Raw genomic sequence first — 12,995 nt, forward strand, 5'->3', positions numbered from 1 at the left:
CGCTTCCTTCAAATGCGGATATCAAACTCAATTGCGAACCTCATCACGTAGCAAGCAAAACCATGATTGAAACAGACCGTCTGCTCCTGCGTCCGCTCGTCATCGGCGATTTTGAAAGCTACAAGACCGTGTGGGTGAACAGGCCGATGACGGACGGTTCTCCCGGCCACCCCCAGCTGAGCGAGGAAGATATCTGGTATCGGTTGCTGCGTTGGATCGGACACTGGGCGACGTTTGACTTCGGCCCTTTTGCCATTGTCGACCGCATCTCTGGCGCGGTGATCGGCGAGGTCGGGCTGGCGCACTTTCATCGAGGTCACGGCGTTCCCTACGATGGTTTTCCAGAGGCCATGTGGCGGGTTGAATATTCCCGCCACGGCCGGGGTATAGCAACCGAGGCGATGCAAACCGTATTTGTCTGGTTCGACGCCAGGAAAATTTCAACCCGGACAGTTTGCATGATCGATACGTGGAACGATACGTCAAAAAGCGTCGCCGCACGCCTGGACTTCAAAATGTTCAAAGCCACGACATATCGCGGCAATCCTGTGGAACTATTCGAGAGAGTCTCAAATTCCCTCCGGCAGAATGACTCTGAATAGACAAAACTTGCTCTAGGCATCTTTCGGCAGCACTGAGCGAACCCTTGTGATGAAGACATGGAAGTCCTGCATGAAAGTGCGAAGGAAATCGGCGGTTGTGTCGTTCGTGACCTCGCCGTCATCTGTTATCAGCCCCGGTGTGAACTGGATGTAGGCTTCCGGGGCATTCATCTGTGGAGAGTTGCAGAAACTAAGCACGCTGCGCAAATTCTGCTGGGCGATTGCTGTGCCTATCGCGCCCGGCGACGTGCCGATCACCGCTGATGGTTTGCGTGTGAACGAGTTGGTGCCATAGGGGCGGCTCGCCCAGTCGATTGCGTTTTTCAGCCCGCCGGGTATGGATCGATTGTATTCGGGCGTGACGAACAGCACGGCGTCGACGGCTGCGATTGCCGCCTTGAATGCCTTGCCAGCCGGAGGGTAGTCGGCGTCATAGTCGTAGCTGTAGAGCGGCAGGTCCTTGAAGGATATCTCCGACATTTTGAGTTCCGGCGGGGCGAGCCGCACCAACGCGTTGGCGAGCTTGCGATTGATCGAGCCCTTGGCGAGGCTGCCGATGAAATAGCCTACTTTATGCGTGGTCATGGCGTTCTCCAATATCTCGCATGATAAAGGACGTATCATACGCAGGAATCATAGAAGGGTCTCTTGTCCAGTAACTAATCGCCGACGAAAGTGACCGTCTCGGTGAGCGGGGCGCGGCCCGTACGGGGAGAACTTACCGCGGGGTCCTCGTATCCGATCGACATGCCGCAGAAGAGGATGAGCCCGTCCGGGGGTGACAGGACCCCCGCGACCGTCTCGCGAACCTGCGACCACGCCATCTGCGTGCAACTGTGCAGTCCTTCGGCGCGGAGCAGCAGCATGATGGTCTGTAGATACATGCCGACGTCGGCCCATTGGGGACGGCCCAGGTCGCGGTCGATGTAGCAGAACAGGGCGACTGGCGCACCGAAACAGTTCCAGTTGGCGATTGCCGCCCGCTGGCGCGCCTCCCAGTCTTCGCGCGCGATGCCGAGCGCGCTGTAGCGCTCCTTGCCGAAGGCGGATCGGCGCTCCGCGTACGGAGACTTCAGCTCGGACGGGTACATCTTGTACTGCCGCTTGTCCCAGGGGTCGCCGTGGGCCACGCGCTCGACGGCGGTCGTCTTGAGTTCGGCCAGCGGCGCGCCGGTCATCACGTAGGTGTTCCACGGCTGGATGTTCGATCCGGACGGCGCCCAAGCTGCGGCGGACAGCACGCGCTCCAGCACCTCCCTCGACACAGGCTCGTCGGTGAATCCGCGCACCGCCCGTCGGCTTGTGACTGCTTCATATACGTCCATGATCGCCTCCATACCGCCGGCCATTCGTTTCGATCTGCCGAGGTATGAGATACTGTCCATGCTCATGGTCGTCTCCTCCTGACTGTTCCGTTTCTGATGTGGTTCATTATCTCCATTCGCAATGGAGACGTAATCACACCGTGGTCTAGGAGACGTATATCCAACGTATATAGGGATCGATGCGTTCGAGGGGCGTGGGCGAGGGTCAAGGCAAATAGTCTCACCGCATAACAAGTTAAAAATAAAGTGGAAATCCCGTAAACTGGTGTAAATTGCCCGCGCTGGTTGTGATGGCATGCCAAACTCTACAACCCGCCATCTGGGGAGAATTGGGGGCGATGTGCCTTCTCTTCTCCCTCTTTGTTTCGAGCGGAGGGGAAGTGTGATTGGACCCATGGGCGAGGGTGGGCGACACTACCGCTGCTGCCTGAACTCAACTACCCCAATGCCCATTGGCAGCAATAGGCCGGAGCCGACGAAGCATTTCCACAGTCCCCTGTGAAGCATTGCTTTGGCGCTTCGGCCATTTTTTTGGAATAGCTCTCCCGGCGATTGCCCGAATTTCGCGATTACGCCTTTCGGTGGATGGCCATAAAGCCATTTATACGGCACGCCAAATCGGGTGTAACTTGACCCCGCTGACCGCTGTTAGCACCCCGGTCTTGGGACAAATGTTTCCTCCGCTAAAGCGGCCAGTTGGGGGGAGAGAGAGGAGAAGAGACAGCCGCGTGGGGGCTCGTTGTCTTGCTCTCCTCCTTCTTCTCACCCCAGATGAGGGCTAGCGATATTCAGTTTATTCTACGGCTCCAGCCAAAACTGCCCCCCAGACGTAACATACGCCATAACGCTGTCGTGTCGTTTTCCTTGGGGTGTTCAAGCCGCTTCAGGAGCATTTCCAGCTTGCGGATTTCGCACATTTCATCTGCAATTAATGACCTGCTGAAAGCGACTTCATCCCCGGCAGTAGTTATCGATCCGGTTCGCAATTCAAACAGTCTCCATTGTGCTTTCTCGACATTACTATAGTGCAAATCAATCAGCGTCTTGTAGGACGCAATCTTCTCCTCGTGATTGGGCAACGTTCTGTCCCTCCGTTCCTCCAGCCAAACCATAGCATATTTCATCTGGACTTCCGACCGGCAGGGCATAATCACTATGGGCGAAAACGGGGCAGATTGTCTTTTTATGGCGGCGACCAAGCTGCCATATTCTTATTTTATGGTTTTTCACGCACCGCCTGGTAGGCAATTCTTTGGAGGTGGTGACGAATGATGTTATTGTACAGCAGGTACGGACATCCTATTTGGAACCTATGGTTGAAAGCACCAAGATATGGCGGACAGACGGACTGAACGCGGAGTTCCTTCGCGGTCGTTTTATCGATTTTTCATACGCCATGCACACCCACGACAAAATCTGCCTTTCGCTTATCACAGACGGCGCAATCCGAATTCGCATGCGGGGTCAAGAGTTTACGGCTCGCAAAGGTGACCTTTATGCTATTGATGCGGACGTTCCGCACGCTGGTTCACCTGTTGATGGCGAGGGTTGGAGTTTAAGGACACTGTATGTCGACTTCGATGCTGTGAATGAATGGGTGTGTGACAATCCTTATCACAGCCAAACGCGATCGATTTCCGGGCCAATCATCCGAGATCCCCTACTGACCGACATGTTTAGTGGTTTGCACGTTCACGCGGAGCGAGCAGCGCTCCATTGGTACGAGGTCAGGCCGCAGCGGAGTTTGCAGACTATTTTTTATCGAGACATGTCAAAGAGCGGCTACGGGAATCCCCGGGAGGAACCGAGTCGAAAGCAGTCCGGAGGGCGAGAGAGTTCCTAATGCAAAGGCTCGATGAACAGGTGAGCCTTCAAGATATCGCAGCGGTTTCAGAATTAACACCCTACAGGATCTATCGGGCTTTTCAGAAAGAAGTCGGCATGACGCCGCACGAGTTCCAACGTCAAGCCAGGATTTCATTGGCTACATCAAAGATTCGGAACGGCGAGTCGCTTGCGGGCATAGCCGCGGAAGCGGGTTTCACCGATCAGGCGCATTTCACCCGAAGTTTTTACAGGCAACTTGGCGTAACGCCAGGCGTCTATAGGGACGCTCATATTGAAGGTCCGTGAGTTATTTAAGAAACCCGAACTTTCCAACAATCTTTCCCACAACCTTGCGAGAGCCGTAAAGTCCTACCCCAACATATGAAAGTTCCTTTGTTTCCACCAATGCCACGGCGCTTCCAAAAGCCGAATAGTCATTGGTTTGCTGTCCCTGAATAGGGAAGTCAACGACGCTGATCTCGCGCGATGTTGCCTTTTCCCTCAATGCTTTGAGCTCCTCAGCGGTTGCGCCAAGAACAGAGATACCAATGGGAATGAGGCCTGGATGTGCCAACCCGCTTCCGTCGATTAGGTCAACGCCAGCGAGTTCGGGATGAATCTTGCCCATCGTCAACGCGATAACGGCTGCTGCATTCGCCGCCCGTCCGACCGGTAGGCTTTGATCAACGACGATAGCGCAACGACCGGGTTCGATCTCGGAAACTAAGTCACTTAGCATTTCTTTTCATCCTTTCTTGAAAGAGCATCTATCGATGATGGAGAGATGTTGCGGGAGAACGCCCGCAAATTGGATGTTGTTTCTCTGTCATGCAGCGAAGTTTAATTCCCTGCATCCGTACTGTATTGTATCCTGTTGCAGCGCTGGTGATCGAGATGAACTGAACACCATTCTGCGGCCTCGGGCCGTGAGGCTGAAGTGAATGTTTCGGTCACATCACATGCTCAGAGATCCAAAGGGCCCCGATATCTTTTAATGAAAGTCAGGATCGTTCTCGAGTTTGACTGGCCGGCCGTGCGAGGTCTCGCGCATGGTTCGCCCTGTGGGGCCTTTTTCTTATCGGTAGTTCCGTTGCAGCCCTTGCCTCCGATAGCGCCATAGGGTAATTGCTCGCCTGTCGATTTGAGGTTTCCCCCAGAGACTTCGCAAACAATCGGCGTGACTGTTACCCTCAGCGTTATCCCGGCAGAAAACAAGCCGGATATTCTGAGGATTGAATGTCTTGCTAAGTCATTGATTTAGCAAGATTATCGGAGTGTAGCGCAGCCCGGTAGCGCACTTGACTGGGGGTCAAGGGGTCGTCGGTTCGAATCCGGCCACTCCGACCAGTATAGCCGCAATATCGGCTATACGCCTGCTCCGGGAGCAGACGAGAACAATTCCAGCAAAAGTGGGAACCGGTTTTGCGTCCGGAATTGCGTAAAAACGGAAATGCTCTAAACAGCGCATCCGGTTTGATGTTTTTCGATCAATCGTGTTTCGAAGCGAGTTCAGCGGCCACTTCCAGCACTTGATCTTCCCTGATGCCGACCGTGAAATCCTCGATATCGTCGATCGTTTCGCCGTCAGGGATACGGATGGGATTGTGCGTGCCGACGAGAACAGTCTTTATCCGCCGCGGCAGCGCCGGGAGCAAAAACCTTTTGACGCATTCGATCAGAACGGCCCGCTTGTCCGGCGCGAGCTTTCCGAGTTTTTCCCGCAACAGGTGACCGAACATATTGCCGTCGGCGAAGCCGAAGGGGCTCGCGAGATCAAATGCATGCAACCTGTATTCGATCCGGGTCATGACCGTTCCTCGTGTTGGCAGAGCTTATATGTAAACCTGTACGGTTGGCAGCAATAGGGCGGGACGGCCATGGCACCATTTATTTTGGCGGAACTGGTAAATAGAACCGGCAACGTTATTCCGATGCACGCAATGCTGTACTATTCGTGAGACAGGTCATTATATTGCGTTCATAATATACCAAAACGTCTGTCCGGGGGCAAACGCATGAGTACTGCCGTGTTTCAAGCCATGACCGCAAAAATGCGCATCCTGCTTGCATTGAGCTGCGTTGTTTTCCTGAGCCTTGCCGGAGTTTCGCAGGCGCAGACTGCGGCTACCCAGCCGCCGCCCAAAAAAGTCGAAGAGCTTTTGAAGCTTCTGGATGATCCAGAAATCAAAGCATGGATCGCCGCCAAGGGTGCTCCGCCTGCGGCGGCGGAAGAGGTTTCCGTTGCTGCATCGGCAAGCGACTTCATGCAATGGTCGAACGCCATTCGGGCGCACTTGCGCGGCATCGTACAAGCCATTCCGGCAGTTCCCGGCGAATTTGCTGGGGCACGCTCCACGATCATGACCGAAATCAACGGTCGACGTCCGGGGGCGATTTTGCTGCTCTTTGCTGCATTTGCTGCACTCGGCTTCGGGGCCGAATTTGTCTTTCGGCGTATTCTCGCCCGGGCACGCCGGAAAATGGCGGTGCCGGCGGCAACTGAGGCAGATACGCCCAAACGGCATCACGTGATCGGCCGATCGATTTTTGCCGCTATGGCACCGCTGGTGGTCTTTGCTTTGGCCAGTATCGGTGCCTTCCACGCCTTTACGTGGCCGCCGCTCCTGGCCATGCTTGTCCTGCCCATGCTTGTTGCCCTGATAGCCTGGCGCGTGATCATGCGATTGGCCGCCATTTCGCTCGGAACCGACCGCAAACAAATAAACGGCGGCGAGATCGTGGCGCGTCTCATTCCGATGGATGATGTGCAGGCCGCGTTCTGGTATCGCCGTGTTGCCTGGTTCACGGGCATCTTCTTCACAGGTTGGGCGGCGGCGGGATGGATGACCGCGCTGAATTTCACCCCCAACGTCAGGAGCCTGATTGTTTACACACTCGGCTTCGGCCTTTTGGCGGTGGCGCTGGAAACCGTCTGGAACCGCCCGGAAGCCCCCGTTGCATCCCGGGCCTACCGCGCCAAGGAGTGGCTGCTCACACTCTATCTATGCGTACTTTGGTTGTTATGGGTTGCCGGCATGAGCCTGGCTTTTTGGGTCGGCATCTATGTCATCATCCTGCCTCCGATTTTGAAGACAACCAGCACAATCGTAAAGTCGTTCTTCGCCGGCCCCGATGATGCGCCAAGAGCCAGGAATCCGGTCTTCGAAGTCCTCCTGGAGCGGGGAGCAAGGGTGATCGTCATCATACTTGCAGTCGCCTGGCTCGGCGCGGTCATTCGCTTTCGCACAAGCGGATTGATGGAGGACGAGGCCGCGAGCCGCATGATTCGCGGCGTGCTGGGTGGCGTGGTGATCCTGCTCGCCGCAGATCTGATCTGGCATATGCTCAAGGGTCTCATCAACATGCGTATCGAACGAGCCCGCATCGAAGGCGGCGATGAAGCTGCACTGGCCCGCAGCGGGCGGCTTATGACCTTGCTGCCGATTCTGCGCAATTTTCTTGCCGTGCTCATCGCCGCGATTGCCGTGATGATGGTTCTGTCCGGTCTCGGCGTGGCAATCGGTCCATTGATCGCGGGCGCCGGCATTTTCGGCGTCGCCATCGGCTTCGGCTCGCAGGCCCTGGTCAGGGACATTATCAGCGGCATCTTCTACATGACCGACGACGCGTTTCGGGTGGGAGAATACATCCAGAGCGGCAGCTACAAGGGTACAGTCGAATCCTTCAGTATCCGCTCCGTCAAATTGCGGCACCATCGCGGCCCGATCTTCACCGTACCGTTCGGCACGTTAGGTGCCGTGCAGAACATGAGCCGTGACTGGGTCATCGACAAATTCCTTATTTCGGTCAGCTACGACACGGATATCGCCAAGGTCAAAAAGCTGGTGAAAGTCGTCGGCGCGGAACTGCTGCAGGATCCGGAATTCGGCCCGCAGATCATCGAGACGGTCAAGATGAAGGGCGTCGAGGCTTTCGGCGATTACGGTATCAATCTGAGCTTCGCCATGATGACAAAACCGGGGCATCAGTCCACGATCCGCCGCCGCGCCTATGCCATGATCAGGGAAGCGTTCGGAGCCAATGGCATCGGCTTTGCGTCACCAACAGTACAAGTTGCCGGTAATGAGGATCATTCGGCGGCAAATGTCGCCGCGGCAGCCACAAATGATGCGATAGCACGCAAAAAGGCTGCCGAAGCAGCTAAGCTGCAGGAGAATTGAGATCACGACCCCAGGGTCGGAACCTGTTAATCTGGCCCTGGCCCTAGCGCTTCGCGCGGCTCTTGCGTCGTATGAGAACCGCCTTCACCGCAAACCTCGCCATGGACTCCACATCCCGATTGCCGATGATGAAGGCAGCGCGCACAAAACGTGCCAGCGTGTTGATTTCGTCGTCTGATATGTCCTGGTCATCCAGCTGCCGGATGGCCGAATCCAGAGAGCGCTGCATGAGTTCGGCATCAGCGTCCGAATAGTTGTTCTTGTTGTTTTTAAAACGCATCATATGCTGGTCAATTCGTTCTTCTATCAGGAACTGGCAAACGACCATTTCTTTGGTGGCGGACCTCTAATGCGGCACATCCCCAGATGATGCCGATCAGCAGCCAGAAATGCCGCCAATGATCTGTGTCGATGACATTGCCGATGGCCACATGCGCTATATAAACAAGATAGGCGCAGAGCAGAAAGGGTTGCCAGGGGCGCTCCCGAAACAGGATGCGCAGTCCGAGGCCCAGCGTCAACATGGTAAGGGTCAGATAGCTGATAAATCCGATCCAGCCATAGTCCAGCGCCGCTTTCAGCCAGATATTATGCGTGTCTTCGCCGAAGATCGGTCCAAACTCCAGCGGGCCTATACCGAGCGGATGATCAACCGACATGAGCAGGCCGTACCAGTGGCGGGCAAAGCGTCCGAATTGCGCATCGTCATAATCCTGCACCAGCTGCGCTCGTGCCGTGAAAAGGTCGGCAACGCTCGGGATTTGCAATGCGACGACTACTGCGAGCAGCACAAACACGACGGCAAGGCCTGCAAGCAGGATGATCCTCGTCCGGAACAGCGGATTAGGGTTTCTGATGAACAGAAGCAGTGCCAGGCCGGCAATGATCAGGGCGGCCATTCCCCAGGCCGCACGGGAGAAAGACAGGAAGATGCCAAGCGTCAGGATGAGGATCGGGATCAGGCGCAATGGCAGGGCCCGAAGGTCGCCCACAAGGACGCCGTGCACCAGCCAGGCAAGTGGCAGCATGAGGAACGGTCCGAAAACATTCGGGTCCTGGAAGGCACCCATCGCGCGACCATAGCGCGTGAACAGTTCTGCTCCGGGAAAGGCATCGAAATAGCCAAGGATCCCGAGCAGCGATGTACCGATCGCAGCGAGGATATAGGCCTTGAAGATGACACGCAGGACGCGATGGTCGGCATCGATGATCGCAGCGAAGAAAACCGCCGTAAAGCCGAGAAAGAGCGAAACGGCGATGTACATTGGCGCCGCTTTGAGGTCGGGCATCTGCGCGAGGGAAACAAGGCCGCCGAGATTGAAGACCACCAGAATGGCGAGGAGGGCGGCGACCGTGCGCGACAATCTCAGACCGAACAGGGCCCAGACAGCGATAAGGCCAGCCATATAGAGCTCGTATGGTGCAGGTTCATCGATGACGAAGCCGCTGAGGAACACCCCGAAGCCAACGGCAAAAGTTGAAATCAATTTGATCAGAGCGCGGTTTTTTGCGGCGTTGTCTACGCTGGCCTGCCGGTTCTGATCAATTGCCGCGCTCAATAGGCATTATCCGTGTTGAGAAGTCGCACGGGAGTGAGGAACAGGATTTTCAGGTCGAACCACAACGACCAGTTCTCGATGTAGTAAAGATCGAATTCCGTGCGCATCTTGATCTTGTCGTCCGTGTCGACTTCGCCGCGCCATCCATTGATCTGTGCCCAGCCGGTCACGCCCGGTTTCACCCGATGCCGCGCGAAATAGCCGTCGACAACCTCGTTATAAAGGAGATTGCGGGTATGCGCCGCGATCGCGTGCGGCCGGGGCCCGACGAGTGACAGCGTTCCCATCAATGAATTGAAGAACTGCGGGAGTTCGTCGATCGAGGTCTTGCGTATAAAGCGGCCGACGCGGGTCACACGCGGGTCGTTCTTTACCACTGCATTGCGCGCTGTCGGGTCGCACATCTCGGTGAACATGGAGCGAAACTTCCAGACTTCGATGATCTCGTTGTTGAAGCCATGCCGGAGTTGCTTGAAGATCACCGGGCCCTTGCTTTCGAGCTTGATGGCAATGACAGTCGCCAGGATGACCGGACTGAACACGATCAAGCCGAATAGGCTGAAGAATATGTCGAAGGCGCGTTTTGCCACCGAATCCCAGTCGTTGATCGGCTTGTCGAACAGGTCGATCATGGCGACAGACCCGATATAGGAATAGGCGCGCGGGCGGAACTGCAGATGGTTGTTGTGCGCCGACAGGCGGATATCGACGGGCAAAACCCAGAGCTTCTTCAGGAGCGACAGCACCCGCGCTTCCGCGGTGATCGGCAGGGAGACGATCAGCATATCGATTTGGGCGATACGCGCGAACTCGATCAATTCGGAAATATTACCGAGCTTTGGATAACCTGCGACGATCGGCGGTGACCGCTTGGCATCGCGATCATCAAAAACGCCGCAAATGCGAATGTCGTTATAGGGCTGTTGTTCAATCGACCGGATAAGGTCCTCCGCCGGCTTGCCGCCGCCAACGATAACCGCGCGCCGTTCCATCTTGCCGTTGCGGGCCCAACGCCGGATCAGGCGCGACATGACTATGCGGAATACCAGGAAAAGGATCAGTCCCGACCCGTACCAGGTGCCAAACCACACACGCGAATAGTCCTCCGAGGTCTTGAGGAAAAACGCCGCCAGCGACATCATCGCGAAAGCGCCGGACCATACGAGGATGAGTTTTCCGAACTTGCTGAAGGGGTCGCGCATGACGGCAAGCTGATAACTGTCGGTGAGCTCCAGGAGCATGATCGTGACCACTGCCGTCGCGAGGATCGCAAGCGAATACTGCAGGAACGTGTAAGCCGACGGGCCCACGTAAATGATGAAGACAGCAATGCCCGCCAGCACGATGATCAAAAACTCGATGATCCGCATGATGCCGCTGATCATTACCGGCGAATTGGTGTCCTTGGCATATTGCGAGGCGATCTGATAGGCGACCGGGCTCAGCACCGGCTTCTTTCCGGAGGTGCGCGGCGTGTCGGGCGTAAGGTTGCGAACAACCTCGCGCGAAAGCTTCGATTCCGCTTTTCTGTCTGTCATGATTCACCTGAAAGCCCGAATTGCCCGTCAATAGCACATATGCGCTAAGAAAGGCTTGAGGAATCTAGAGTTCCAGCGCTGCGAAATACTCGGCTTCCAGCCGCGTAGCCATTGCCTCGATACCGAACTTTTGCTTGAGAGCTTCGATACTTGGAAGCGTCTGCCTGTAGCCTGGGATATCGCCGATGACATAGGTCATTTTGCTAGCCAGATCATTGGCGTCCGGCTGCACCAGGGCAGGGGAATCATCGCCGAGGATTTCCGGAATGCCGCCGACGCGACTGGCTATAACCGGCATCCCGGCAGCGAGAGCCTCGATCACGATATAGGGCAGGGCTTCGGCGCGGGAAGGGATCACGACCACTTTGGCCAGCCTGAATGCTTCATGCGCCTTCATCGGCATGAGAAAACGGATATTTGCACCGGCTTGTTTGACGAGGCTGGCTCGATCCTTCCCATCTCCAACCATGACTGCCGTCAGTTTCTGGCCGCTTTGACTGTTCGCTTTCGCAAGGGCGCCGATGAAGATATCTGGGCCCTTCAATACGCGCATCTCGCCGATAAAAAGGAAATCGGCGGCGTCATGCAATGCCACGATCGGTTCGAATTCACTGTCTGCCAAGCCGTTATAAATCAGCGCGAAACCGCACCGCGGCTCACCGACTTTCTTCGTATAGACGTTCTGTTCGAATGCGGAGACGAAAATGATCCTGTCGGTCATCTTCTCCATGGCGCGTTCGACCCGGAAAATCACACAGCCCTGCAGGCTGTTGGGATCGTAGTGCAAACTGCCGCCATGCGGAGAATAAAACCGGGCAACGCGTGAACCGGATACCCGCAGCCATGAGCCGAAGAGCCGCGCATAGGTGCCGCCTTTGGCGCCGTGCCCATGCAGGACATCCGGCTGCAATTTCTTGATGATCCTGTATGTCCGCAGCGCCGCCATTGCATCGCCTGGGCCGATCTGGCGCTGCATGGCAATGCGTTCGAGACCGAGCTCAAGCCTGTCGCGCAGCCCTGCAAGCAAGGCTTCCTCGAAGTCACCGCCGGTCGATGCGTCGCAGATCACGCCGACCTTGTGACCGGCTTTCACTTGCGCTTCGATGAGATCGCGCACGTGGCGAAATATTCCGCCAACAGGCGCGCGAAAACAGTGAACGATGCGAAGAGATGGTTTGTCGGCCATCCCCGTGATCAGAAAAACCGCTCGCGCACATAGATTGTGTCGCCGGGCAGCACCTGATCGGAAATGGTAACGCGGCCGGTCAGGCTTTCGCCGTTGAACTGGCGCGTGATATCGACATCGTTCTGTTGGGCGCGCGGGGTAAAGCCGCCAGCCGCGGCAATGGCTTTCTGCGCCGTCATGCCCGGAACGTAGGAGTATTGCCCGGCCGCACCGACTTCACCCATGATGAAGACGGGACGGTAGCGATCGATCTCGACTGCCACGTCCGGATCGCGCAGATAACCTTTGCGCAGCTTGGCGGCGACTTCCTTTTCGATCTGCTGGATGGTCTTGCCGCGCGCAGGGACGCTGCCGATCAGCGGGACGGAGATATATCCAGCCTGGTCGACGCTATAGGTGTTGGTAATGCCTTCCTGCTCGAACACAGTCAGCCGGATGCGGTCGCCCGCGTCCAGCATGTAAGGCTTGTTGATGGCTTCGTTGAACGCTGCCGGGGCCGGGCGGTAACTGGCGCATCCACCCAGCGTCATGGAAACAACGCCGATGGCCACCAGAAAGATCTGCTTGCTGAACACGTCACGAACCCTAACAAACGTTGCGGAGAAGTTTTCTCGATTCTGTGCGGGATTATCAGTTCATTAGGGTTAATGGCTGGTAAAGTTTAGCAGCGACAGGCAGGTAACTGCACGCTGTGGTTGAATACTGCAACTTCTTAACTCGCTGGTTACCATGCGTCTTTACCATTATACCATTCGTATTGGAGTGTTCTGGAATGCC

14 protein-coding genes and 1 tRNA gene are annotated in these 12,995 nt (G+C 56.2%); 5 read left to right on the plus strand and 10 right to left on the minus strand.

What is annotated here, in order from left to right; all coding sequences use genetic code 11:
* Positions 1–62: 62 nt before the first annotated feature.
* Positions 63–602, plus strand: coding sequence for a GNAT family N-acetyltransferase (locus LB462_RS03110; RefSeq protein WP_224505904.1), 540 nt, complete (start codon positions 63–65; stop codon positions 600–602).
* Positions 603–614: 12 nt separating this feature from the next.
* Here LB462_RS03110 and LB462_RS03115 read toward each other — a convergent pair whose 3' ends face one another.
* The 3 genes from LB462_RS03115 to LB462_RS03125 all read right to left on the minus strand — a co-directional run bounded on the left by LB462_RS03115 (position 615) and on the right by LB462_RS03125 (position 3,051).
* Positions 615–1,187, minus strand: coding sequence for an NADPH-dependent FMN reductase (locus LB462_RS03115; protein ID WP_224505905.1), 573 nt, complete (start codon positions 1,185–1,187; stop codon positions 615–617).
* Between the two features lie 74 nt (positions 1,188–1,261).
* Positions 1,262–1,927: a nitroreductase gene (locus LB462_RS03120; protein ID WP_224506038.1), complete on the minus strand. Its 666-nt coding sequence runs from the start codon at positions 1,925–1,927 to the stop codon at positions 1,262–1,264.
* A gap of 788 nt (positions 1,928–2,715) precedes the next feature.
* Entirely contained in the window at positions 2,716–3,051 is a 336-nt protein-coding gene (locus LB462_RS03125; RefSeq protein WP_224505906.1) for a hypothetical protein, read from the minus strand.
* 188 nt (positions 3,052–3,239) lie between these two features.
* Here LB462_RS03125 and LB462_RS31370 point away from each other — a divergent pair, with 188 nt between their 5' ends.
* Positions 3,240–3,770 (plus strand): AraC family ligand binding domain-containing protein, encoded by a 531-nt coding sequence (locus LB462_RS31370; protein WP_224506039.1) that lies wholly within the window; start codon positions 3,240–3,242, stop codon positions 3,768–3,770.
* A gap of 98 nt (positions 3,771–3,868) precedes the next feature.
* The gene (locus tag LB462_RS31375) at positions 3,869–4,060 is read left to right on the plus strand and encodes a helix-turn-helix domain-containing protein (RefSeq protein WP_370637056.1); all 192 of its coding nucleotides are present in this window, start codon (positions 3,869–3,871) and stop codon (positions 4,058–4,060) included.
* 1 nt (position 4,061) lies between these two features.
* Here LB462_RS31375 and LB462_RS03140 read toward each other — a convergent pair whose 3' ends face one another.
* Positions 4,062–4,493 carry a DUF2000 domain-containing protein gene (locus tag LB462_RS03140; protein WP_224505908.1) on the minus strand — a complete coding sequence of 144 codons (432 nt, stop codon included), beginning with the start codon at positions 4,491–4,493 and terminating at the stop codon, positions 4,062–4,064.
* 531 nt (positions 4,494–5,024) lie between these two features.
* Here LB462_RS03140 and LB462_RS03145 point away from each other — a divergent pair.
* Positions 5,025–5,101: transfer RNA gene (locus tag LB462_RS03145), tRNA-Pro, on the plus strand.
* 140 nt (positions 5,102–5,241) lie between these two features.
* Here the strand turns inward: LB462_RS03145 and LB462_RS03150 are convergent.
* Complete coding sequence (locus LB462_RS03150) at positions 5,242–5,562, minus strand: hypothetical protein (protein ID WP_112530852.1); 321 nt, start codon at positions 5,560–5,562, stop codon at positions 5,242–5,244.
* Between the two features lie 207 nt (positions 5,563–5,769).
* Here LB462_RS03150 and LB462_RS03155 point away from each other — a divergent pair, with 207 nt between their 5' ends.
* Positions 5,770–7,935: a mechanosensitive ion channel family protein gene (locus tag LB462_RS03155; protein WP_224505909.1), complete on the plus strand. Its 2,166-nt coding sequence runs from the start codon at positions 5,770–5,772 to the stop codon at positions 7,933–7,935.
* A gap of 43 nt (positions 7,936–7,978) precedes the next feature.
* On the opposite strand, the gene LB462_RS03160 is transcribed toward LB462_RS03155, so the two are convergent.
* The 5 genes from LB462_RS03160 to LB462_RS03180 all read right to left on the minus strand — a co-directional run bounded on the left by LB462_RS03160 (position 7,979) and on the right by LB462_RS03180 (position 12,748).
* The gene (locus LB462_RS03160; RefSeq protein ID WP_224505910.1) at positions 7,979–8,218 is read right to left on the minus strand and encodes a hypothetical protein; all 240 of its coding nucleotides are present in this window, start codon (positions 8,216–8,218) and stop codon (positions 7,979–7,981) included.
* Positions 8,219–8,225: 7 nt separating this feature from the next.
* Positions 8,226–9,494: an O-antigen ligase family protein gene (locus tag LB462_RS03165; RefSeq protein ID WP_224505911.1), complete on the minus strand. Its 1,269-nt coding sequence runs from the start codon at positions 9,492–9,494 to the stop codon at positions 8,226–8,228.
* Positions 9,491–11,032: an undecaprenyl-phosphate glucose phosphotransferase gene (locus LB462_RS03170; RefSeq protein ID WP_224505912.1), complete on the minus strand. Its 1,542-nt coding sequence runs from the start codon at positions 11,030–11,032 to the stop codon at positions 9,491–9,493. Before LB462_RS03170 ends, LB462_RS03165 begins: the two co-directional genes overlap by 4 nt.
* A 64-nt stretch (positions 11,033–11,096) precedes the next feature.
* On the minus strand, positions 11,097–12,218 hold the full coding sequence (locus LB462_RS03175; RefSeq protein WP_224505913.1) for a glycosyltransferase family 4 protein: 1,122 nt from the start codon (positions 12,216–12,218) through the stop codon (positions 11,097–11,099).
* Between the two features lie 8 nt (positions 12,219–12,226).
* On the minus strand, positions 12,227–12,748 hold the full coding sequence (locus LB462_RS03180) for a polysaccharide biosynthesis/export family protein (RefSeq protein ID WP_162701976.1): 522 nt from the start codon (positions 12,746–12,748) through the stop codon (positions 12,227–12,229).
* Positions 12,749–12,995: the final 247 nt, after the last annotated feature.

This window comes from Phyllobacterium chamaecytisi (genome assembly GCF_020164455.1).
In the GTDB taxonomy this organism is placed as follows: Bacteria; Pseudomonadota; Alphaproteobacteria; order Rhizobiales; family Rhizobiaceae; genus Phyllobacterium; species Phyllobacterium chamaecytisi.

Bases quoted from the DNA above. Each gene is read 5' to 3' on its own strand.
- LB462_RS31375 (WP_370637056.1), top strand. From the start codon at position 3,869: ATGACGCCGCACGAGTTCCAACGTCAAGCCAGGATTTCATTGGCTACA.
- LB462_RS03115 (WP_224505905.1), bottom strand. From the start codon at position 1,187: ATGACCACGCATAAAGTAGGCTATTTCATCGGCAGCCTCGCCAAGGGC.
- LB462_RS03110 (WP_224505904.1), top strand. From the start codon at position 63: ATGATTGAAACAGACCGTCTGCTCCTGCGTCCGCTCGTCATCGGCGAT.
- LB462_RS03170 (WP_224505912.1), bottom strand. From the start codon at position 11,032: ATGACAGACAGAAAAGCGGAATCGAAGCTTTCGCGCGAGGTTGTTCGC.
- LB462_RS03175 (WP_224505913.1), bottom strand. From the start codon at position 12,218: ATGGCCGACAAACCATCTCTTCGCATCGTTCACTGTTTTCGCGCGCCT.
- LB462_RS03120 (WP_224506038.1), bottom strand. From the start codon at position 1,927: ATGGACGTATATGAAGCAGTCACAAGCCGACGGGCGGTGCGCGGATTC.
- LB462_RS03125 (WP_224505906.1), bottom strand. From the start codon at position 3,051: ATGAAATATGCTATGGTTTGGCTGGAGGAACGGAGGGACAGAACGTTG.
- LB462_RS03160 (WP_224505910.1), bottom strand. From the start codon at position 8,218: ATGATGCGTTTTAAAAACAACAAGAACAACTATTCGGACGCTGATGCC.
- LB462_RS03140 (WP_224505908.1), bottom strand. From the start codon at position 4,493: ATGCTAAGTGACTTAGTTTCCGAGATCGAACCCGGTCGTTGCGCTATC.
- LB462_RS03150 (WP_112530852.1), bottom strand. From the start codon at position 5,562: ATGACCCGGATCGAATACAGGTTGCATGCATTTGATCTCGCGAGCCCC.
- LB462_RS31370 (WP_224506039.1), top strand. From the start codon at position 3,240: ATGGTTGAAAGCACCAAGATATGGCGGACAGACGGACTGAACGCGGAG.
- LB462_RS03155 (WP_224505909.1), top strand. From the start codon at position 5,770: ATGAGTACTGCCGTGTTTCAAGCCATGACCGCAAAAATGCGCATCCTG.
- LB462_RS03180 (WP_162701976.1), bottom strand. From the start codon at position 12,748: ATGACGCTGGGTGGATGCGCCAGTTACCGCCCGGCCCCGGCAGCGTTC.